Consider the following 20,749-nt stretch of genomic DNA (forward strand, 5'->3'; position numbering starts at 1 on the left):
AGTCCTGCTGCTTGAGGGCCGTACGCGGAGAGATCCCCCTCACCCGTCTCGCCGCTGCTGCGGCGAGCCACCCTCTCCCGCAAGGGGAGAGGGAGAAGACCAAGCCATGTTTTCGTCGCCCGGCTGTGCTATTGACCCGGCCATGCTCGACACCGTCCAGCCTCGTTCGCAGCCGCAAGCCGGCGTGCCGCCAAATCCTCTCGCCGACGAATTCGTCGCGACGCTGCGGCTGGCCGTGCCGATGATGCTGACGCAGCTCGGGCAGATCGCGATGATCACGACCGACTCGCGCTGATCGGGCGGCTCGGCGAGAGCGCGGTCGCAGCAGCAGCGCTGGCGCACACGGTCTATTTCGTCAGCTTCACCTTCGGGCTCGGATTGATGACGGCGGTGTCGCCGCTGGTCGCGCAAGCCTTCGGCGCCGGCGATGTCAGGCGCATCCGCCGCTCTCTGCGCGTCGGCTTGTGGGTCGCCTTGCTGATCTCGCTGCCGATGATGGCCTCCCCGCTCTATGGCGAGCACATCCTGGTCGCACTCGGTCAGGCGCCGCACTCGGCCGCGCTCGCCCAGCGCTATCTGAATGGGCTGGCCTGGGGCATCGCGCCGGCACTCGGCTTCATCGCGCTGCGCAGCATGATGAGCGCGGTGAACCGGCCGCAGGCCCCGCTATGGATCACGCTCGCGGCGATCCCCGTCAATGCCGCGCTGGTCTACGCCCTGATCCACGGCCTGTTCGGCCTGCCGGAGCTCGGTCTGTTCGGCGCAGGGCTTGCGACCACCATCGTCAATCTCGGCACGTTCGTCGCCACGCTCGCCATTGCGGGGCTGCGCAAGCCGTTCGCGGATTATCGTCCGCTTGCCCATCTCTGGCGGATCGACTGGCCCCTGATGCACAAGCTCATCGCGATCGGCGCCCCGATCTCGTTCTCACTGCTGCTGGAATATGGCCTGTTCTCTTCGGCGGCGCTGCTGATGGGGTTGATCTCGACCACGGCGCTCGCGGCGCATCAGATCGCGCTCCAGGTCACCGCCGTGCTGTTCATGGTCCCGCTCGGCATCGGCATGGCAGCCACGGTGCGGGTCGGCCACGCCTTCGGCCGGGGCGACCCGGCTGCGGTGAGGCGCGCAGGTCTCGTGGCAGCCGTGATCGGGATCGCGTTCGTCTCGGCCCTCAGCGTCGCAATCATTCTCGGCCGCTATGAGCTCGGACGGCTGTTCTTCGGCAGCGGCGAGGCGAGCATGGCGACCGTCGAGCTGACTGCAACGCTGCTGCTGGTCGGCGCGACCTTCTTCATCGCCGATGCCATCCAGACCATCATGGGCGGCGCACTGCGCGGCATCAATGACACCAGAATGACGTTGGTATTCGCCGCGATCGGCTACTGGTGCGTGGGCTTTCCCATCGCCTGGTTGCTCGCTTTTCACGCTGATTTCGGCGCGGTCAGTGTCTGGATCGGACTGTCGATCGGATCGTTCGTCTATGCCGGACTTCTGATCTTGCGCTTCCGGATGCTGACGCGCAAACTGGCGGGATGAACGGGACCGTCCGCGAAGTCATCCCCGATGTCGACGCCGGCACGCTGCTGGCCGGTGCGCAATTCATCGACGCCTTTCGCGTGGAGATCGGCACAGCACCGGTGAATGCCCGCGAGGCCTGCACCAGGATGGTGTTGCACGGACCGCGCTGGATCGGTGCACTGACACGCCTGCGCAACATCCTCGTGAGGCCCTTTGGATTGAAGACATCGGGTGAAGGCGCACCAGCGCCGGGCGGCCCGATCGGCTTGTTTCCGGTGCTGAGCGAAACGCCGGAGCAGCTGGTCGCCGGCTTCAATGATTATCATCTCGACTTCCGCATCGTGGTCGATGTCGCCGGCGAAGCGGTGCTGCGCCACGTCACCCTGACCACGCTGGTGCGGACCAACAATCGGCTGGGCCGCGCCTATCTCGCGTTCATCACGCCCTTCCACAAGCTCGTCGCCCGCAGCATGATGGGGCGGCTCGTGGAGCCGGCCCGATGACGCTCTCCGTCGACCTCTTCTACTCCTTTCGCAGCCCGTTCAGCTGTCTGGCGTTGCCGAAAACGCTCAACCTGGTCGAAACCTACGATCTGACGGTGAATTTGCGGCCGGTCTATCCGCTCGCAGTCCGTGTGCCCGGGTTTTTCAAGAAGGCCAGCCCGAACTTCATTCGCTATGTGGTGCTCGACAGCACGCGCGTGGCGCAGCACGAAGGCATTCCGTTCCGCTTTCCCAGGCCCGATCCGATCGTGCAGCACAAGGTGACGTTCGAGGTCGCGGCGGAGCAGCCCTACATCCACCGTCTGACCCGGCTTGGTGCCATGGCGCAGCTCGAGGGACGCTCGCTCGCATTCACCGATGCAATCGCCCGCGTGCTGTGGGACGGCTCGGTGTCGGGCTGGAACGAAGGCGATCATCTCGGGCGCGGCGCCGAAAAGGCCGGCTTCGATCTCGCCGCGATGGATGCCGCAATCACCGCGGACCCTGATCGCTACGAGCAGGTGATCACGGAGAACGAGAAGGACCACGCCGCCTCCGGCCATTGGGGCGTGCCGACCTTCGTGTTCGACAACGAGCCGTTCTTCGGCCAGGACCGCATCGATTTGCTGGTCTGGCGCATGCAGGGCAAGGACCTGATGCGGCGCTAGCTCACTCGGCCAAGCGCGCTGACTTGTCCGACGAGGCTTCCGACCACTCGCCGACGACGCGATCGAGATCGCAGAGATTCTGGTGCATCTGCTCCAGCGAGAAGCCGATCGCGAAGAAGCGCTCGGCGGTGTCGCTCGGCTGGCCGCGGATCAGGCCGTCCTGGCGAACGGCGGCAACCGCCTCGGCGTAATGCTGGAGCGCGACGTGCACGGGATGAATCGGCGGCGCGCCGGCACCAGCCCGCAACGCTTCGGCCGCCGAGCGCAGAAAGCGCACGATCGCCGCACTGACCTCCGCCAGCGGCGCGGCGAGCCGCATCTGCACCTCGGCCGGCAACGGCACCACGGTCGAGCGGCCGATCATCACGACGTCGTGGCGCAGCCGTAGGATCGTTCGCAGCAAGGGACCGGTGTCGGGCCCGCTTGACAGGCGCGCGGCCCGCTCGCGCTCGGCTTCGGCACCGATCGCATTCATGCCCACCATCGCGGTGCCGATGCCGTCCTGGATCCGGTGCAGCGCATCGTTGTCGCGGCCGCGCGTGAGACCCGCGAGCAGCTCGGTGAAGGCGTCCGCGATCAGCTCGAGCAGCCTTGCCGCGCTGGCGCGGATCTGGCGCACCGCGCGCGAGGGCAGCACCAGGAACGAGACCAGCAATCCCGTGATTGCGCCGACCCCGACCTCGCTGACCCGATCGATTGCCGATGTCATGGGATCGGAATGATGCATCGTCGGAACCAGCAGCACGATGATGGCGGTGACCGTCGCTGCATTGAGGCTCGGGTTGATCGCGGCGACGAAGGCGAGTGGCGCGACCGCCAGCACCAGCAGGCCCAACAGGCCGGCCTCGGTCGAATAAGGGATCAGGATCGCGATGGCGCCCCCATAGATGGCGCCGCCGATGGTGCCGAGCACGTAATCGCGCGTCGCCTTCAGCGAGCGCCCGACGCTCAACTGGGTCACGATCAGCGAGGTCAGCACCGCCCAGAGCGGCAGCAGCAGATGCAGCGCGGTGGCGATCGCGTAGGCCGCGGTGGCCGCGACCGTGACCCGGATCGCCAGGCCCAGTTGCGTTCGCCGCGCCCGGACCCGGTCGAACACATCTTTTGGAAGTCCCATCGTGGAATATCCCGATCCTCTTGGAGCCTGCCAAAAGCATAGCTGATGCCCGCAGCCCATGGCCGCTTGAAAGGCCAAATCAGCCCGCCTAACTTGCGCGCCAAAACGAGGAAACACGATGGCCCACGAAACCGCAACGCTCGCTGCCTATGTCTTCAATCTGAAATACGGGGATATTCCGGCGGAAGTGCTGGATCGCGCAAAGGTGCTGACGCTGGACTTCCTGGGCAGCGCCATCCGCGCCCGCAGCGAAGCGGAATCGACCCCCTCGATCCTGAAGATGCTGGAGGCGCTCGCGCTCGACACCAGGGGCGAATCCACCGTGTTCGGCGACAGCAAGACCTGGACGCCGGCGGTCGCGGCGCTGCTCAACGGCGCGCTCGGCCATTCCCTCGACTTCGACGACACCCATGCGGACTCCTCGCTGCACCCGAGCGCGCCGGTCGTTCCGGCCGCCTTCGCCATCGGCGAGATGGTCGGCGCGTCGGGCCGCGACGTGCTGACCGCGATCGTTGCGGGCTATGAGGTCTGCTGCCGGCTCGGCAACGCGCTCGACCCGACCTCGCATTATGCGCGCGGCTTCCATCCGACCGCCACCGCTGGCACCTATGGCGCAGCAGCGGCCGCCGGAAAACTGTTCGGCCTGTCCGAGCAACAGCTCATCGCCGCCTTCGGCGTCGCCGGCAGCCAGGCCGCGGGCTCGCTGCAATTCCTGGTCAATGGCGCCTGGAACAAGCGCTACCAGGTCGGAGCCGCCGCGATGAATGGCGTGATCGCCGCGACGCTGGCGCGCAACGACTTCGTCGGGGCGACGGAATCCGTGGAGGGCAAACATGGCCTGCTCGCCGGCTACACCGACGATGCGCATCCCGACAAGGCGGTCGCCGAGCTCGGCAAGACCTACGAGACCATGAAGATCGGCGTCAAACCGTATCCGAGCTGCCGCTATACCCACGCCGCGATCGACGCGCTGATCGCAATGCGGCGCGAGCACAATCTGACGCCCGATCAGGTCAAGCGGGTCGAAATCGGCCTGCATCGCAACGGCATCACGCTCACCGGCGACGCCGCGACCAAGCGCCACCCGACCTCGATCGTCGGCGGCCAGTTCTCGATGTTCTTCACCGGCGCGCTCGCGCTCGACCAGGGCTCATTTGGCTGGGACGACTACAATCGTCTTGGCGACGCCGCCATCGACGCACTCGCCGACAAGTTCGACGTAGTGCAGGACGATCGCCTCGAAATCGGCCGCACCCACCCCTTTGGCGCGCGCGTGAGTATCACGACGGACGACGGCGTGCATGAGCGGCTCTACGCCGATCCCTCGGGGGAGCCGACCTCGTTCCCGGATGCACAGGCGATGCAGCAAAAATTCTTGACGCTGGCACGCCCGGTGCTGAATGCGCGCGCGGAGAAATTCGCAGACGCGATCATGACGCTGGAGCGGTTCGATCGCGTGGCAAAGGCGACGGAGCTGGGAAGGTAAAGCACCTCAATCCATCCCCGCCACCTTTCCTTTAGCGCGCGTTGCCGCAATCACATCCCGCACCAGATCAAACACACCGTCCGCTTCCGGCGGTGAGTTCGGCGAACGGCCGAGCCGCACGATCACGAGTCGTTCCGACGGAATCACGATTGTATACTGCCCGATCGTGCCCTTGGCGAAGAAGGCATCGCGCGGCCAGCCGTGATCGACGCGAAAGGTCGCGCCAAAGCTGTCGCCCTGGTTGGTCCAGAATCCGGCGCCGATACCGACCCAGGCATTGGGCGTCGCCGACGCCGAGTAATTCACCCAGCCCTCGGGCAGGATGCGCCGGCCGCCGGCGACGCCGTCGTCGAGATAGAGCTGGCCGAAACGCGCCCAGTCGCGCGCGGATGCGAGCATCTCGCTCGACCCCTCGATCGTGCCGGCGCCGTCGAGCTGGAGCGTGACGTGTCGCATGCCGAGCGGCGCGAACAATTCGCGGCGCGCGAAGGCAAGCGCATCGGCGGGATTGCCGCCGGCGGCGTTGCGGATCAGATGCGCGAGCATGATGGTGTTGCCATCGTGATAATTCCACACGGTGCCCGGCGCGGTCGCAAGCGGCATGCTCGCTGCATAGGCGGCCATGTCGGCCTCCACGAATTTCATGCGATTGACCGGCTCGAAGGCGGAGCCAAGCGAGGCCTGAAGCGAGCTGCCGAGCGCCAGGCCCGCGGTGTGGCGCAGCAATTGATCGACGGTGATGGCGTGACGCGGATCGTCCGGATTTGTCCAGGCGGCGACCGGTGCGGGCCCGTCGAGCTTCAGTCGGCCCTGGCGCACGAGGATCCCGGTGAGAGCCGAGATCACGGACTTGGTCATGGAGAAGCCGAGCAGCGGCGTCTCCGGTCCGATGCCGTCCGCATAGCGCTCCGCGATGATGCGGCCCGACTTCATGACGACGATTGCGCGGGTGCGGCGGAATGGCGGCGATGGCGGCTCAGCGAAGGCGCGATCGAGTGCGGCTGACAGCTCCGGGCTCTGTGGCGACACGACCGCGGGCCCGGCGATCTCGGGCAGCAACGCCGGCTGCCTGTCATCCGGCGGCAACGTGACGTCGGTGATCCCTCCGCCGTGCTCGAGCGTGCAGCCGAGTCCCTCGCGATAGACGGCGTGGCTGCGACCGATGCCGAACAGCGTCACCGTAACATCCTTGCGCGCGCGATCGACCCGATAGTCCATCGCCCAGGCGAACAGACTTGCGCCCGGCATCGCATCAATGGTCTCCGTCAGGTTAGGCCTGATATCGAGGCCCGAGACAAACGTCTCCGCGCAGAGCACGTCGGCGATGAAGCCGGTGACGACCTTGGGCACGTCATGGGCGCGAACCGTGCCGAGCGCGAGGCCGGCAAAGACGATGGCGATGGTGAGAAGGACGATCTTGCGGCGGCGGGTCACGGGCTTGCTCCGGCTTGAGGCGTGTGCCGGAGACGAAGCGGCATTCACGCGATGCCCGCTCGCCGGATTTGGAAAACGGCAGAGCCGAAAGCAGCGAGACGCTCGCCGATTCCAAAATAACCTTGATATTACAGCGTGCTAAAGATTAGACGGCATTCACCTTCAGCCGCCGGTACTCCGTCGGCGTCACGCCGGTCACGGCCTTGAAGGCGCGGTTGAAGGGGCCTAGCGACTGGAAGCCAGAATCCATCGCGATGGTGATGACGGGGACCTTGGCCTGGGCGGGATCGGCGAGGGCTGCCTTGGCCTCTTCGATCCGGTGGTTGTTCAGGAACACATTGAAATTGCGGTAGCCGAGCCCCTGGTTGATCAGCCGGCGCAGCCGGTATTCGGGAATCTTCAGCCGGCCCGCCAGCACGCCGATGCTGATGTTCTCCTGGCGATAGATCCGTTCGTCCGCCATCAGCCGCATCAGGGCGTCGATGAGCTTTTGGTCGGGGGCATCCTCGCCGACAGGCTGGCTCGCCGCGATCGCGGGCGCCGCTTCCGCGGCGGCTGGAAACAGGTCGGCGCCATCGACGCGCATCATCGCATAGGCGATGGCCGCGACAATGCCGGCGAGCACGCCTGTATTGACGGTGTTGGCGACGTCGCCGACGTCACTGCCGACGAAAAGGATCTGGAGCACCGCGTTCAATCCGCCATAGAGCGCGGCAGCACAGACAATGAAGATACGGACGCGGCGGCGGCGCTCGACCAGATCGGCTGACCATGAGGCGATCGTCTGCACGATCGCGAGCGCAATGAAGCCGAGCACGATCAGGTTCACCGCGGTGACGGCGACCCGGACATGTCCGCCGGGTGCGATCCAGAGACAGCTGACGAAGCTGAAGGCTGCCACCAACGCCCAGGTCAATCCGTGCCACCGGCGCAGGCGAAACTCATCGTCGAACAGCGCGCGCGTGAACAGCCAGAACACCACGATATTGCCGGTCGACAACGCGATCAGCGGCGCATGCCATGCCGGCACCAGCGATGATGTTCCGACAGAATAGCTCACAGCATGCGCGGCCGAGCCGAGCGCAAAGGCCGCACCGAGCCGGGCTGCCAGCACATTGCGGAAATCCGAGAGTAATGACGCTGCCAACACCAGCAGCAGCGCCACGGCGGCGGCGCGAAAGGCGAGCTCGGCTGCGGCTGGGGTCATCGGGTGTTGCGATGGGTCGCGGTTGACATCAGCCGAACATCCTTCGTCAGGCGTATGTTTTCAAGCACCATCTGCACCACAGCTGTCATCGTCCGGCTTGACCGGACGATCCAGTACTCCGAGACGGCCATGATTGAACGGATAGGCCGCCGCGTACTGGATGCCCCGCCTTCGCGGGGCATAACAGCGGGCTTAGCCGCGACGCTGGCGCGGAATCCTGCTAGTATCGAGCCCAAGCAATTTAGACGGAGTTTTACCATGAGCTGGCAACCCTCGAACGATCCCGTGCTCGGCGATCCCATGTCCTGCGATGCGCTCGATCTCGTCATCGTGCCGCGCACGCGCGATCTCGGCGACGGCTTCGCGGTGCGGCGCGCGTTGCCGCACGGCAAGCGGCAGATGGTCGGGCCCTTCATCTTCTTCGACCATTTCGGGCCGGTGCAGTTCGTCTCCGGCAAGGGCATGGACGTGCGGCCGCACCCGCATATCGGGCTTGCCACGGTCACCTATCTGTTCGACGGCGCGATCATGCATCGCGACAGTGAGGGCAACATCCAGGAGATCCAGCCTGGCGCGATGAATTTGATGACGGCCGGCCGCGGCATCGCGCATTCCGAGCGCACGCCGGATGTGCAGCGCGCCTCGGGGCAGAAGATGCTGGGCCTGCAAAGCTGGATCGCGCTGCCGGCCGGATCGGAAGAGATCGCCCCGTCGTTCCAGCACTACGGCGCGGGTGACCTGCCGATGGTCACCGAGCGCGACTTCACCGCAAAGGTGATCGCGGGCTCGTCCTTCGGCATCACCTCACCTGTTTCGATGGTGTCGCCGTGGTTCTATACCGAGGTCACGGCGGCCGCGGGCGCGGTCGTGCCGCTCGACCCTGATCATGAGGAGCGCGCCATTTACGTGGTCGACGGCGAGGTCGAGATCGCGAACGAGCGCTACGAAGGGCCGCGACTGCTGATCTTCCGCCCGGGCGACCGCATCACGGTGAAGGCGCTCAAGGCCACGCGGATGATGTTTCTGGGCGGCGACGCCCTGGAGGGCCCGCGCCACATCTGGTGGAATTTCGTCTCCTCCAGCAAGGAGCGGATCGAGCAGGCCAAGCAGGACTGGAAAACCGGCCGCTTCGCCGCAGTTCCGCAGGAACATGAGTTCATTCCGCTGCCGGAATAGGCTAATCCGGCTTCCGGTCGCGCGATCAGGCTCGGCCGGATGTCCCGTCGCAAGGCCTTGCTCCGAAAGTTCTGCCGATGACCACCATGCTCTCCAGCGACCTGCCCCTGCCCAAGATCGGGCGCGGCAAGGTGCGCGATATCTACGCCGTCGACGACGACCGCCTGCTGCTCGTCACCACGGACCGCATCAGCGCCTTCGATGTCGTGATGGGCGAGACCATCCCGATGAAGGGCGCGGTACTGACGCAAATCAGCGCCTTCTGGTTCAACGAGCTCGAAGGCGTGGTGCCGCATCACATGATCAGCGCCGACACCGACGAGATCATCGCCGCCGTGCCGGCCTTGAAGCCGCATCGTGCCGAGATTCTCGGCCGCGCCATGCTGTGCCGCCGGACCACGGTGTTTCCGATCGAATGCGTGATCCGCGGTTATCTCTCGGGCTCGGCCTGGAAGGAATATGCAGCAAGCGGAACGCTGGCCGGCGAGAAGCTGAAGGCGGGACTTGTCGAGAGCGAGAAGCTGGAGCCCTCGATCTTCAGCCCGGCGACCAAGGCCGAGACCGGCCATGACGAGAACATTACCATCGCAAAAATGCGCGAGGTCGTCGGCGACGAGACGGCCTACACGCTCGAGAGCATGACGCGCGCGATCTACACGCTCGGCGAGGAGCTCGCCCGCGAACAGGGCATTATCATCGCCGACACCAAGTTCGAATTCGGCCGCGACAAGGACGGCCGCATCATCCTGATCGACGAAGTCATGACGCCGGATAGTTCGCGCTTCTGGGCCGTCGATGCCTACAAACCCGGCCAGCCGCAGGCGAGCTTCGACAAGCAGCCCTTGCGCGACTATCTCGATGTCGAGCGCCGCGCCGGCCGCTGGAACGGCGACGCCCCGCCGCCGCCTTTGCCCGCAAGCGTGGTGGACGCGACCAGCAAGCGGTATCTGGAAGCATATCGCCGCGTGACGGGAAGCGAACTCAAGATCTAGTGCAGGCCCTTAGCGTCGTCCTGGACCAGCGAACGAAGTGAGCGCCGATCCAGGACCCATTACCACCGGGCGCGGTTTGGCGAAGACTGTGGCCGTCACCTCGCGGCACGACTCCTCCCTGGGATAATGGGTCCTGGCTTTCGCCAGGACGACACCGAATGGCGGGCGCTTCGGTTTCTTCCATCCGGCTTGCAAGAATCTTGTTGCGCTAAGTCTCCAGTCGTCTACCTCTCGGAGGGGAATACTCAGCGAGTGGCACGGCGTGACAGATCCAGCGATTGGCTTCACTCCGTCGACCGGGCTCAATCCGGCCCTCAAGCGCGCGCTGAACGATATATTGGGCGGGAGCGCCGCCAGCGTCCTGACCGTCACGTTCGGACTGTCCTACGCGCTGCTGATCTTCGCGGGGCCGTTGTCGCCCTATCTGTCCTACGGCATCACGGCCACTTTCGTCAGCTCCGCGGTGCTTGCGGCCGTCGTCGGGCTCGGCAGCTCGCTGCCCTTCGCGATTGCAGCCCCCGACAGCTCGACCGCCGCGGTGACGGGTATCCTGGCGGCCTCGGTGGTCGAACGCATCGAGACGGCGAACCTGTCGACGCCGTTGCTGTCCCCTATCCTGATCACGCTCGGCCTGTCGACGATGCTGACAGGATTGGTGCTGTGTGGACTGGGCCTGACGCGGCTTGGCCGCGCCATCCGTTACGTGCCTTATCCGGTGGTCGGCGGCTTCCTCGGCGCCACCGGACTTCTCATCGTCATGGGTGCGGTCCGGGTGATCACCGACCATCCGCTGCAGTTCACGACGCTGTCGCACTTCGCCGACCGCACCATCCTGCTGGAGCTCGGTGCCGCCTGCGCGATGGCGCTGGTGCTGTATCTCACCTGGCACCGCTCGCGCAGCCCGTTCGGACTGCCGATCATCCTGGTCGGCGGCGTGCTCACCGCGCATCTGGCGTTCTGGATCACCGGCGTTTCCTTCGATGAGGCGCGCACATTGGGCTGGACCTTTCAGCCACCGCCGCAAGCGGTCTTCATGCTGCCCTGGCATACCGACGATCTCGCCCGCTATCCCTGGTTTGCCATACCGGACCTGCTTGGCAATGTCGTCGCCGTCATCTTCGTCACGGCCTCCAGCACGCTGTTCAACACCACCGGCATCGAGGTGGCCACGCATCGCGAAGCCAATCTGGAGTGTGAGCTGAACGTCACCGGCGCCGCCAACATCCTGACCGGCATGCTGGGCGGCTACCCCGGTTGCAGCTCGACCAGCCGCTCGATGCTCAATTTCAGCAGCGGCGGCCGCGGGCGACTGTCCGGCCTCACCGCCGCAGCGCTGTCGCTGCTGGTGCTTGCCGTCGCACCCGAGCTGCTCGGCTTCATCCCCAAATGCGTGCTCGGCGGGCTGTTGCTCTATCTCGGCGCCGACCAGTTGCACAAATGGATCATCGAGTCGCGCAAGCGGCTGTCGAAGCCCGAATATCTCTCGCTGATCGCCATCATCGCGATCATCGTGGCCTGGGGTTTCGTTCCGGGCATCCTGATCGGCGTCATCATCGGCTGCGCGACGTTTGCGTTCAGCGCCGCGCGGGTCGAGTCGATCAAATACAGTTTCGACGGCTCGGAGTACCGCTCCTCGCTCGACCGCTCGCGCGACGACCAGGACGTGCTGCTTGCCCACGGGGGCAAGATCCAGGGCCTCAATCTCCAGAGCTATCTCTTCTTCGGCTCCGCCAACCGGCTCTACCAGCACGTCAAGCAGCTGCTGCAGGAACGCCCCGAGTGCCGCTATCTGCTGTTTGACTTCAAGCTCGTCACCGGCGTGGATTCATCGGCTGCCTATAGTTTCGCCCAGATCAAGCGCAGCGCCGGCGATCTCGGAGTCGAGCTGATCCTGGTGCATCTGTCGGCTGCGGCCGAGAAGGTGCTGCGCTCCAGCGACTTCGTCGGCGAGGGCGTCACCATCATCCCCGAGCTCGATCGCGCGCTGGAATGGTGCGAGAACGAGCTCATCTCGCAGCATCAGGAGCTGGCGCAGGAAGAAGCCAGCCTGCGTGACTGGTTCACGCGAATGCTCGGCAGCGAAGACGGCGCCGACGAGCTGATCCGCCGCTGCCAGCGCATCGAGGTCGAAGCCGGCGAGGTCATCGTGCAGGCCGGCGCCCCCGCCGATTCCATGCATTTCATCCTCGACGGCCGCGTCGGCATCATGATCCCGGCCGATCACGACCGCACCACACGCGTGCGCAGCCTCGGCCGTTACACCACGATCGGCGAGATGGGGCTGGTGTCACAGACACCGCGCAGCGCGACCATCCAGGCCGAGGTCGACAGCGTGCTCTACGTGCTGAATACGCACCAGTTCGACGCCATCAAGACCGAGGATCCAGCGCTCAGCCACAAGCTGCTGACCTATTTCGTGTCGGTCATGGCGGAGCGGCTGACCTTTGCGAACCGCACGATCGCGGTGCTCAGGCGGTAGCCCTCGCATCCAGAAACGTTCTGCAATGTGCTACGAACAAATCCGGGTATTGGAAAGGTGCGCCGTGTCCGGAGTCGGGATACAGGATGAGCTGCGCATCACTCATCGCCTTGAACATGTTGTAGGCGTTGATGCTCGGGAACATTGAATCGTCGCTGCCGTGAACAATCAAGGTGGGCTGCGCGATTGCGCGGAGGATGGACGCCTCGTCCTTGCGGGCACACCAGGTGATGATCGCCTTCGCCTGAGGTTCGCTCACACTGTCTCCGCTTTCGGGATCCCGGTCCTGTGCGCGCGCAGTCCTCGCGCGATAAAGCCCCTACCGGCGCGCTGGCTGGCCTCGGAGGGCGTAAAGAACAGCGGCAGCCTGACATCGGCAGCCCCACGGGCAAAGGCGTCGTTGACGACGGCCATCAGATGCTCCTCGCCGCCGCGCGGCGCCGCTCCCGCCACGATCATCTTGCGGACGAGCCCCGTCCCCCGGGCAGCGAGCACCTGAGCGATCATGCCACCGAGCGAGAAGCCGAGAAGATCGACCTCACCGAGATCGAGCGCCCTGATGAAAGTTTCGGCATCCGCCGCCATCCGCTCGACGTTGTCCGGCGTCGCGCCGGAGCTCGTGCCGACGCCCGCATTGTTAAAAACGATGACCGGCCTGGTTTCCGCGAGCCGGTTCACCACGGCCGGATCCCAGGAATCCATGTTGCCTGTGAAATGCTGAAGCAGGACCAGTGGCATACCCTTTGCCGGGTCGAGGCGCCTGAAGGCAAAGCGCATACCGCCGGCCTCGATGAATTCCGTTCGCGCCGTTTCAAGGGACATGCCTTTTCCTTTTTCTTGAAGTGCACGGATGGCTGCTGGCACGACGGCGAGCACTCCATATAGGACGCTCGCCATATGTATGTCGTCTTCCCGCGCTCGAGGGTGGAGACGTATCAGCCGGCTTACGGCATCGACAGGACGTAGATGCCATCATTTCGGCCATCGAATTGGCGAGGGGAGCAGGCGCACAAACAGGTGGTCCGTCGCATCCAGGAGTCATCATGAGAATCGGCTTGGTTCTGTCTCCGAGCTTCCAGGCCGTCTGTTTCGGCGCCGTCGCCGCTTTCGACGTGGCGAACAAGCAGGCTGGAGAAAAAATCTACGATGTTCGTGCGTTCTCGGAAGACGGCGGGCTGGTCACCTCGTCTGCTGGGATGCAAGTCATGACGGAGCCTTTCGATCAGGCCGCTTTCGACACCCTCATCGTCGCGGCGGGCCTCGACATTCCAACCTCATCACCCGGCCTCGTCCGGCTGCTTCGCGCAGCGGCCCGGAATGCGCGGCGGGTTTCGTCGATCTGTCTCGGCTCGTTCGTGCTCGGTGACGCCGGGCTGTTGAACGGGCGGCGAGCGACCACGCATTGGCGCTACGCACAGGAGATGCAGGCCAGATTCCCGGGTTGCAATGTGGACGCCGACAAGATCTTCATTGCCGACGGCCAGATCTGGACGTCTGCCGGCATGAGCGCCGGCACCGACATGGTCGTCGGCATGATCGAACGAGATCTCGGTGCCGAGAGGGCTCGCTCCGTGGCCAAAGGCATGGTCATGTACCACAGCCGCCCCGGCGGACAATCGCAGCATTCGGTTTTGCTGGAGGTGGGAACGAGCGAAGACAGGATCCAGAAGGCCCTGAACTACGCCCGGCAAAACCTGCGCGAGAGCCTCACGATCGAAGATTTGGCCCGCGCCGCCTGTCTCAGCCCGCGGCAATTCACGCGACTCTTCCGCTCGGCGACCGGCACGACGCCGGCCAAGGCCGTCGAAGCCTTGCGCCTCGAATCCGCGAAGCTGATGCTGGAGCAGACTCGTTTGCCGATCGAGGTCGTGGCGCGCGAGACCGGCTTTGCGACCCGTGAGCGCATGCGACAGGCTTTTGTCCGCGTGCATGGCGAGGCGCCGCGGACCTTCCGCAAGGAGGCTGGGCCACTCGCCATGCTCTGACGTGCCTCAAATCAGCTCAGCCGGATATTGGACAGATCGATCGAGACGACCAGCGGCTCGGTGCTGAAGCTGCCGTCGGGTTGCCGTGCATAAATGCGACGCTTGGTCGGAAACCGGATGCCCGAGACCTCGACATAGCCATCGATCAGATGCGCGCCGGGCGTATTGCCGGCGATCTCCACGTCGTAATCGTGCCGCTTCAAGAGTCCGTCCGCATCGAAATAGAGCGTCTGCACCGCGCTGTGCGTTGCGATGTCATTTGGAAAACGGACCGCAAGACGGCGCCACAGCCCGTCATTCGTACGCACCGGCTCCAGCTCTTCTGCCTCGACTCCCGGCCAGGCGAGCACGAACGGGGTGTTGAGGTAAGTCCACATGGCGCAGCCGGCGAAATAGGCGAGCTGGAGATCGGTCCACGGCGTTTGCAGAGTATGACCTGCAAAGCTGCTGCGCGGGTCACGAAGCTCGTCGAGCACCGTGCCGTCGGCCGCTTCGAGGGCGACCCGCCCCGGCTCGAACCGCGAACGGCGGCGCTCGGCGCCGAAGGGCGAGTGGGACGCCCATTCCTGGCGCAGACCAACCGTCACGGTGGTCTGCTGAAGCGTCTCAGGCTCCCCTTTCAAGGACCACAACACGCCCCCCTGCTGAAGGTCGGCCGCGACCTGCTCGAACTGGTTCCAGCGCTGAAGCCCACCATGGGCTTCGATCGCCAGCTCACTTAGTTTGGTCATCACGTTCTCCTGCGTAGGGGCCGTTGCATTGAGCCCTGCTGCAGAGAACGTTAGGCCCTCACGGGAGGACGGCGAACGCCGTAGATGCCGCGTTTCAGGCCACGGCGACCAGCAGCTAAACCCCCGCCATCATCACATATTTGATCTCGACATATTCTTCCATGCCGTGATGCGAGCCTTCGCGGCCGAGGCCGCTTTCCTTGACGCCGCCGAAGGGCGCCACTTCGGTGGTGATCAGGCCGGTGTTGACGCCGACCATGCCGGATTCCAGCGCCTCGGCGACACGCCAGACGCGGCCGAGATCGCGGGAGTAGAAGTAGGAGGCGAGCCCGAACGGCGAGGCGTTGCACATCGCGATGACGTCGGCCTCGTCCTTGAAGCGGATCACCGGTGCGAGCGGGCCGAAGGTTTCCTCCTGCGCCACCAGCGAGTCCGGCTCGACGTCGGCAAGCACCGTCGGCTCGAAGAACGAACGCCCGAGCTCGCTGCGCTTGCCGCCGGTGACGATCCTGGCGCCGCGCTTGACGGCGTCCGCGATATGGCGCTCGACCTTGTCGACCGCTTTCAAATTGATCAGTGGGCCCTGCGTGACGCCGTTCTCGGTACCGTCACCGATCTTCATCGCCGCGACTTTCTTCGACAGCTTCTGCACGAACTCGTCGTAGATCTTGTCCTGGGCGTAGATGCGGTTGGCGCAGACGCAGGTCTGGCCCATGTTGCGGTATTTCGAGACGATCGCGCCGTCGACCGCCGCATCGATGTCGGCGTCGTCGAACACCACGAACGGCGCGTTGCCGCCGAGCTCGAGGCCGAGCCGCTTCACGCCGACGGAGGCCTGCCGGTAGAGAATCTTGCCGACCGCGGTCGAGCCGGTGAAGCCGACGAAACGCACGGCCGGATGCTCGCACAACACCTTGCCGATCGGCGCTGCATCGCCCGTGACGATGTTGAACACACCCTTGGGCACGCCGGCTCTCTCCGCGAGCGCGGCAAGCGCCAGCGCCGACAGCGGCGTTTCATTGGCGGGCTTCAGCACCACGGTGCACCCGGCCGCAAGCGCCGGCGAAACCTTTCGTGTGATCATCGAGTTCGGGAAATTCCACGGCGTGATCGCGCCGCAGACGCCGATCGGCTGCTTGATCGCGAGCAAGCGCGCATCCGGCCGCTGCGTCGGAATCGTCTCGCCATAGACGCGGCGGGCCTCCTCGGCGAAAAATTCGACATAGGCGCCGCCGATGTCGACCTCGCCGAGCGCTTCGGCGAGCGGCTTGCCCTGCTCGGAGGTGAGGATCAGCGCGAGGTCCTCGCGATTGGCGATGATCAGCTCGAACCATTTGCGCAAAATATTGGAGCGCTGCTTGGCGGTGTGCTTGGCCCAGCCCGGGAACGCGCGCTCGGCGGCCTCGACCGCCCTGGTGGCGTCATCGGCCGAAAGCTGCGGAACCTTTGCAAGCTCGATGCCGGTTGCGGGATTGTTGACGGCGAAGACCGGCGAGCCGACCCAGGTGCCGTCGATGTAACAGGCCTCCTTCAGCAGCGACGGGTCCTTCAACCGGTCGCGCAGATTGGACGTGGCGTGCTGGGCACGTGCGGCGGCGGTCGGGGTCATGGCGTTGCTCCTGCGGGGCTTTTGCGGGCTGTTCCGGTTCGGCCGGAATATAGGGAGACGCGGCGCGCAATGCACCGTCCCGCAACGCACATCTGCTGGGAGCCAGGCTCGGAGCGGCGGAGTTACGCCGCGCCGCTCAGATAGGTCTCGCGCCGCCCGATCATGCGCTCGGCGGCGGCCTTGGCGTCGGCCTTCGAGGAGGTTGCGCAGGTCCGGTATTCGAGATCAGGAACGTCGGACGCGTTGCGGCGGCCGAACCAGGACTTTGAACCGACCGGCAGCAGCGCCAGCGCCTGTGCCAGATTGTCGACAGCGCCGAAGGAATAAAGTGCGCCGGTGCCGGCGATGCGGACCTCGTAGATGCCGGGCGCGATCGGCGCTTCGAGATTCTCGCCCCGTCCGGGACGGGGATAGCGCTTCCATTCGCTCCAGGTCGAAATCATCTGAGGTCCCCCCTCGCGGCCGGTGGGCGGCCGCCAATTTGCATCAAGTCTTAACGTCGACCGTCGATCGGCCGAGAGCTGAACGCCGCAGCTCACAAAATGTTTCAAGTGCTTCAAACAGTCGAAACATCTCGCCAGCACCCATCCACGGTCACGGCTGGTTGCGGCCATCCACCACAGATTGTGACGGAGTGTTGCAGGTCAGCCGCCTTGTCGTCGTGCGAGGGGAGCCGACCGTCAAGTCACGACATCGCGACCGCGGCAGGTACGCGGATGTGCTTGCCGCGCGGCGCACGCGGGAGGACAATCGATCGCTTCCAACAATAATCAAACCGGAGGAAACGCGGATGCAAGGCAAAGCTGAGATCGACGAGATTCTGCGCCAGAAGAGCGAGGCCAGGGAGATTCCCGGCGTCGTCGCCATCGCCGCCAGCGGTACCGAGGTGCTGTATCAGGGCGCGTTCGGCAAACGCGACCTGTCCAAGCCGGATGCGATGACCGCCGACAGCGTGTTCTGGATCGCATCGATGACGAAGGCGGTGACATCAGCGGGCGCGATGCAGCTCGTCGAGCAAGGCAAGCTGTCGCTGGATGCGCCGATCGGCGAGGTGTTGCCCGATCTCGCCAAGCCGCAGGTGCTCGAAGGTTTCGATGCCAAGGGCGAAGCCAAGCTGCGGCCGGCCAAGGGGCCGATCACGCTGCGCCAGCTCATGACCCACACCGCCGGCTTTGCCTACAACATGTGGAACGGCGATCTCGCGATCCATCTCGAGAAATCCGGCATCCCCGCCATCACCACCTGCCAGAACGCGGCGTTGAAGACGCCGGTTATGACCGACCCCGGCACGCGCTGGGAATACGGCACCAATATCGATTTCGTCGGCAAGGCGGTGGAAGCCGTCAGCGGCAAGCGCCTCGATGCCTATCTGCGCGACAATCTGTTCGCACCGCTCGGCATGAGCGATACCGCTTTCAAGATCACCGACGACATGCGCAAGCGTCTGGTCGGCATGCATGCGCGCGGCGAGGATGGCCAGCTCGCCGCGATCCCGTTCGAGCTCGAGCAGGAGCCGGAATTCCACATGGGCGGCGGCGGCCTTTATTCGACCGCGGCCGACTACATCAAGTTTACCCAGATGATCCTGAACAAGGGCCGCGGCAACGGCAATCAGGTGCTGAAGGCCGAGACCATCGCGACGATGGGGCAGAACCACATCGGCGACCTCGCCATGGGCAAGATGACCACGGCGGCGCCGATGTACACCAATGACGTCGATCTCTATCCGGAGCAGGTGAAGAAGTGGGGCCTCAGCTTCATGATCAACACCGCCAAGACCGCCGAGGGCCGCAGCGCGGGCAGCCTCGCCTGGGCGGGCCTCGCCAACACCTATTACTGGATCGACCCGGCGCGCGACGTCACCGGCGTGATCCTGATGCAGCTGCTGCCATTCGCCGACGCAAAGTGTCTCGAGGCTTTTGCCGGCTTCGAGCGCGGCGTCTATGCCGGGCTCGATGCGGAAAGCGGGCAGAAGGCGGCGTGAGGCGCGCCTGACTCTCACGACGCGTCACGGCCGGGCTTGTTGTCCCGGCCGTGCACGCAGCTGACTGGAGGACACGATCTTGGCAGACAAAGCCGACAGTTACGTTTGCGGCACCTCCGACACGCCGCTGCTCGGCGACACCATCGGGCGCAGCCTCGATCAGGCCGCGCGGCGCTGGAGCGATCGTGAGGCGCTGGTCTCGCCCAGCCACGGCGTGAGATGGAAATGGGGAGAGTTTGCCCAGCGGGTCGACGCGCTCGCCGCCGGCTTTGTCGCGCTCGGCCTCGAACGCGGCGCGCGGATCGGCATCTGGTCGCTGAACCGGCCGGAATGGACACTGACCCAGTTTGCCGCCGCCAAGGCCGGCCTCATCCTGGTGACGATCAATCCGGCCTACCGGCTGAGCGAGCTGGAATTCGCGCTTCACAAGGTCGGATGCAGCGCCATCGTCACCGCGACGGCATTCAAGACCAGCAACTACATGGACATGCTCAACACGCTGTTGCCGGAGCTCGCGAGCGCCAAGCCCGGGCAATTGCGCGCGGCGCGGCTGCCGGCCTTGCGCATCGTGATCCAGATCGGCGGCCCCGCCTGCCCGGGCACGGTCCCGTTCGACGAGGTCGCCGGCATGGGCGGTACCCTGCATCGCGAACAGCTCGCCGCGCTCAGTGCCTCGCTGCAATTCGACGATGCCGTCAACATCCAGTTCACCAGCGGAACGACGGGATCGCCCAAGGGCGTGACGCTGACCCATCACAACATTCTCAACAACGGCTATTTCGTCGGCCGCGCCATGCGCCTGACCGAACAGGACCGCATCTGCATTCCGGTGCCGCTCTATCATTGCTTCGGCATGGTGATGGGCAACCTCGCCTCCGTCACGCTCGGCGCAACGATGGTCTATCCCGGCGAGGGGTTTGATCCGCTCGCAACGCTGCGGACGATCGAGCAGGAAAAATGCACCGCGCTGTACGGTGTGCCGACCATGTTCATCGCCGAACTCGACCACGGCGAATTCTCAAACTTCGATCTGACATCGCTGCGCACCGGCATCATGGCCGGTGCACCCTGCCCGATCGAGGTGATGAAGCGCGTCAACAGCGAGATGAACATGGGCGAGGTCACGATCGCCTATGGCATGACCGAGACGAGCCCGGTCAGCTTCCAAAGCGCCGTCGACGACCCGCTCGATCGCCGCGTCTCGACGGTCGGGCGAATCCATCCGCATGTCGAGGTCAAGGTCGTCGATCTCGAGGGCAAGATCGTCAAGCGCGGCGAACGGGGCGAGCTCTGCACCCGCGGCTACAGCGTGATGCTGGGCTACTGGGAGGAGCCGGAGAAGACCGCGGATGTGCTCGACGCCAACGGCTGGATGCATACCGGCGACATCGCCATCATCGACGACCAGGGTTATTGCAACATCGTCGGCCGCATCAAGGACATGGTGATCCGCGGCGGCGAGAACCTCTATCCCCGCGAGATCGAGGAATTTCTCTACCGCCATCCCAAGATTCAGGACGTGCAGATCTTTGGCGTTGCGGATACCCGCTACGGCGAGGAGCTCTGCGCCTGGATCCGCGTCAGGCCCGGCGAGACGCTGACGAAGGAAGAGGTGCGCACCTTCTGCGACGGCCAGATCGCCCACAACAAGATTCCGCGGTACGTGGAATTCGTCGACGAGTTTCCGATGACCGTGACCGGAAAGGTCCAGAAATTCCTGATGCGCGACGACGTGGAGCAACGGCTTGGACTGAAAGCCGCGAAGACGGCGTGAGCCGCAGCTGTCATTCCCCGCGAAGGCGGGGAATCCAGTACGCCGAAGCTTCTCGATTGAATCACGACCGTCTCGGAGTACTGGATCGCCCGGCCAAGCCGGGCGAT

At 65.0% G+C, this 20,749-nt stretch carries 15 protein-coding genes and 2 pseudogenes; 10 read left to right on the forward strand and 7 right to left on the reverse strand.

Translation table 11 applies throughout. The features are described 5' to 3' along the window. Positions 1 to 142 precede the first annotated feature (142 nt). From IVB42_RS08020 to IVB42_RS08030, 3 genes and pseudogenes are all read left to right on the forward strand, one after another. Positions 143 to 1,536, forward strand: a pseudogene (locus IVB42_RS08020) (MATE family efflux transporter). Beyond that, positions 1,533 to 2,021 carry a DUF2867 domain-containing protein gene (locus IVB42_RS08025; RefSeq protein WP_018455831.1) on the forward strand — a complete coding sequence of 163 codons (489 nt, stop codon included), beginning with the start codon at positions 1,533 to 1,535 and terminating at the stop codon, positions 2,019 to 2,021. Before IVB42_RS08020 ends, IVB42_RS08025 begins: the two are co-directional and overlap by 4 nt. Next, positions 2,018 to 2,668, forward strand: a complete 651-nt coding sequence (locus IVB42_RS08030) for a 2-hydroxychromene-2-carboxylate isomerase (protein ID WP_018455830.1) — start codon at positions 2,018 to 2,020, stop codon at positions 2,666 to 2,668. The genes IVB42_RS08025 and IVB42_RS08030 overlap by 4 nt, the downstream gene beginning before the upstream one ends. A gap of 1 nt (position 2,669) precedes the next feature. Here IVB42_RS08030 and IVB42_RS08035 read toward each other — a convergent pair whose 3' ends face one another. Next, a complete protein-coding gene (locus IVB42_RS08035; protein ID WP_018455829.1) occupies positions 2,670 to 3,785 on the reverse strand; it encodes an FUSC family protein in 1,116 nt (371 codons plus the stop codon). Between the two features lie 118 nt (positions 3,786 to 3,903). On the opposite strand from IVB42_RS08035, the gene IVB42_RS08040 reads away from it, so the two are divergent. Continuing rightward, positions 3,904 to 5,271 (forward strand): MmgE/PrpD family protein, encoded by a 1,368-nt coding sequence (locus tag IVB42_RS08040; RefSeq protein WP_018455828.1) that lies wholly within the window; start codon positions 3,904 to 3,906, stop codon positions 5,269 to 5,271. A 6-nt stretch (positions 5,272 to 5,277) separates the two neighbouring features. On the opposite strand, the gene IVB42_RS08045 is transcribed toward IVB42_RS08040, so the two are convergent. Together IVB42_RS08045 and IVB42_RS08050 are read right to left on the reverse strand one after the other, a co-directional pair. Further along, the gene (locus tag IVB42_RS08045; RefSeq protein ID WP_018455827.1) at positions 5,278 to 6,705 is read right to left on the reverse strand and encodes a serine hydrolase; all 1,428 of its coding nucleotides are present in this window, start codon (positions 6,703 to 6,705) and stop codon (positions 5,278 to 5,280) included. Positions 6,706 to 6,850: 145 nt separating this feature from the next. Beyond that, complete coding sequence (locus IVB42_RS08050) at positions 6,851 to 7,912, reverse strand: helix-turn-helix domain-containing protein (RefSeq protein WP_247469946.1); 1,062 nt, start codon at positions 7,910 to 7,912, stop codon at positions 6,851 to 6,853. 258 nt (positions 7,913 to 8,170) lie between these two features. Between IVB42_RS08050 and IVB42_RS08055 the strand changes: the two genes are divergently transcribed. The 3 genes from IVB42_RS08055 to IVB42_RS08065 all read left to right on the forward strand — a co-directional run bounded on the left by IVB42_RS08055 (position 8,171) and on the right by IVB42_RS08065 (position 12,559). Then, positions 8,171 to 9,088, forward strand: coding sequence for a pirin family protein (locus IVB42_RS08055; protein ID WP_018455825.1), 918 nt, complete (start codon positions 8,171 to 8,173; stop codon positions 9,086 to 9,088). A 77-nt stretch (positions 9,089 to 9,165) separates the two neighbouring features. Continuing rightward, positions 9,166 to 10,080 carry a phosphoribosylaminoimidazolesuccinocarboxamide synthase gene (locus IVB42_RS08060; RefSeq protein ID WP_018455824.1) on the forward strand — a complete coding sequence of 305 codons (915 nt, stop codon included), beginning with the start codon at positions 9,166 to 9,168 and terminating at the stop codon, positions 10,078 to 10,080. Positions 10,081 to 10,342: 262 nt separating this feature from the next. Next, positions 10,343 to 12,559, forward strand: a complete 2,217-nt coding sequence (locus IVB42_RS08065) for a SulP family inorganic anion transporter (RefSeq protein ID WP_247398879.1) — start codon at positions 10,343 to 10,345, stop codon at positions 12,557 to 12,559. On the opposite strand, the pseudogene IVB42_RS08070 reads toward IVB42_RS08065, so the two are convergent. Beyond that, positions 12,549 to 13,381 (reverse strand): annotated as a pseudogene (locus IVB42_RS08070) (alpha/beta hydrolase). The gene IVB42_RS08065 and the pseudogene IVB42_RS08070 overlap by 11 nt on opposite strands. 221 nt (positions 13,382 to 13,602) lie before the next feature. Here IVB42_RS08070 and IVB42_RS08075 point away from each other — a divergent pair. Further along, positions 13,603 to 14,544 (forward strand): GlxA family transcriptional regulator, encoded by a 942-nt coding sequence (locus IVB42_RS08075; protein ID WP_018455822.1) that lies wholly within the window; start codon positions 13,603 to 13,605, stop codon positions 14,542 to 14,544. An 11-nt stretch (positions 14,545 to 14,555) separates the two neighbouring features. On the opposite strand, the gene IVB42_RS08080 is transcribed toward IVB42_RS08075, so the two are convergent. The 3 genes from IVB42_RS08080 to IVB42_RS08090 all read right to left on the reverse strand — a co-directional run bounded on the left by IVB42_RS08080 (position 14,556) and on the right by IVB42_RS08090 (position 17,327). Beyond that, positions 14,556 to 15,275: a hypothetical protein gene (locus IVB42_RS08080; protein WP_018455821.1), complete on the reverse strand. Its 720-nt coding sequence runs from the start codon at positions 15,273 to 15,275 to the stop codon at positions 14,556 to 14,558. Between the two features lie 115 nt (positions 15,276 to 15,390). Beyond that, positions 15,391 to 16,884, reverse strand: coding sequence for an NAD-dependent succinate-semialdehyde dehydrogenase (locus tag IVB42_RS08085; protein WP_018455820.1), 1,494 nt, complete (start codon positions 16,882 to 16,884; stop codon positions 15,391 to 15,393). 122 nt (positions 16,885 to 17,006) lie between these two features. Next, positions 17,007 to 17,327, reverse strand: a complete 321-nt coding sequence (locus IVB42_RS08090) for a hypothetical protein (RefSeq protein WP_007603877.1) — start codon at positions 17,325 to 17,327, stop codon at positions 17,007 to 17,009. Between the two features lie 347 nt (positions 17,328 to 17,674). Between IVB42_RS08090 and IVB42_RS08095 the strand changes: the two genes are divergently transcribed. Then, positions 17,675 to 18,868 (forward strand): serine hydrolase domain-containing protein, encoded by a 1,194-nt coding sequence (locus tag IVB42_RS08095; RefSeq protein WP_247398877.1) that lies wholly within the window; start codon positions 17,675 to 17,677, stop codon positions 18,866 to 18,868. A gap of 79 nt (positions 18,869 to 18,947) precedes the next feature. Beyond that, positions 18,948 to 20,642 (forward strand): AMP-binding protein, encoded by a 1,695-nt coding sequence (locus IVB42_RS08100; protein WP_018455818.1) that lies wholly within the window; start codon positions 18,948 to 18,950, stop codon positions 20,640 to 20,642. Positions 20,643 to 20,749: the final 107 nt, after the last annotated feature.

Source organism: Bradyrhizobium sp. 45 (genome assembly GCF_023073155.1).
Classification (GTDB): domain Bacteria; phylum Pseudomonadota; class Alphaproteobacteria; order Rhizobiales; family Xanthobacteraceae; genus Bradyrhizobium; species Bradyrhizobium canariense_D.

What these genes read in the sequence shown, in the direction of transcription:
- IVB42_RS08040 (WP_018455828.1), top strand. Translation starts at nt 3,904, where the DNA reads ATGGCCCACGAAACCGCAACGCTCGCTGCCTATGTCTTCAATCTGAAA.
- IVB42_RS08025 (WP_018455831.1), top strand. Translation starts at nt 1,533, where the DNA reads ATGAACGGGACCGTCCGCGAAGTCATCCCCGATGTCGACGCCGGCACG.
- IVB42_RS08055 (WP_018455825.1), top strand. Translation starts at nt 8,171, where the DNA reads ATGAGCTGGCAACCCTCGAACGATCCCGTGCTCGGCGATCCCATGTCC.
- IVB42_RS08090 (WP_007603877.1), bottom strand. Translation starts at nt 17,327, where the DNA reads ATGATTTCGACCTGGAGCGAATGGAAGCGCTATCCCCGTCCCGGACGG.
- IVB42_RS08035 (WP_018455829.1), bottom strand. Translation starts at nt 3,785, where the DNA reads ATGGGACTTCCAAAAGATGTGTTCGACCGGGTCCGGGCGCGGCGAACG.
- IVB42_RS08075 (WP_018455822.1), top strand. Translation starts at nt 13,603, where the DNA reads ATGAGAATCGGCTTGGTTCTGTCTCCGAGCTTCCAGGCCGTCTGTTTC.
- IVB42_RS08080 (WP_018455821.1), bottom strand. Translation starts at nt 15,275, where the DNA reads ATGACCAAACTAAGTGAGCTGGCGATCGAAGCCCATGGTGGGCTTCAG.
- IVB42_RS08060 (WP_018455824.1), top strand. Translation starts at nt 9,166, where the DNA reads ATGACCACCATGCTCTCCAGCGACCTGCCCCTGCCCAAGATCGGGCGC.
- IVB42_RS08050 (WP_247469946.1), bottom strand. Translation starts at nt 7,912, where the DNA reads ATGACCCCAGCCGCAGCCGAGCTCGCCTTTCGCGCCGCCGCCGTGGCG.
- IVB42_RS08085 (WP_018455820.1), bottom strand. Translation starts at nt 16,884, where the DNA reads ATGACCCCGACCGCCGCCGCACGTGCCCAGCACGCCACGTCCAATCTG.
- IVB42_RS08030 (WP_018455830.1), top strand. Translation starts at nt 2,018, where the DNA reads ATGACGCTCTCCGTCGACCTCTTCTACTCCTTTCGCAGCCCGTTCAGC.
- IVB42_RS08095 (WP_247398877.1), top strand. Translation starts at nt 17,675, where the DNA reads ATGCAAGGCAAAGCTGAGATCGACGAGATTCTGCGCCAGAAGAGCGAG.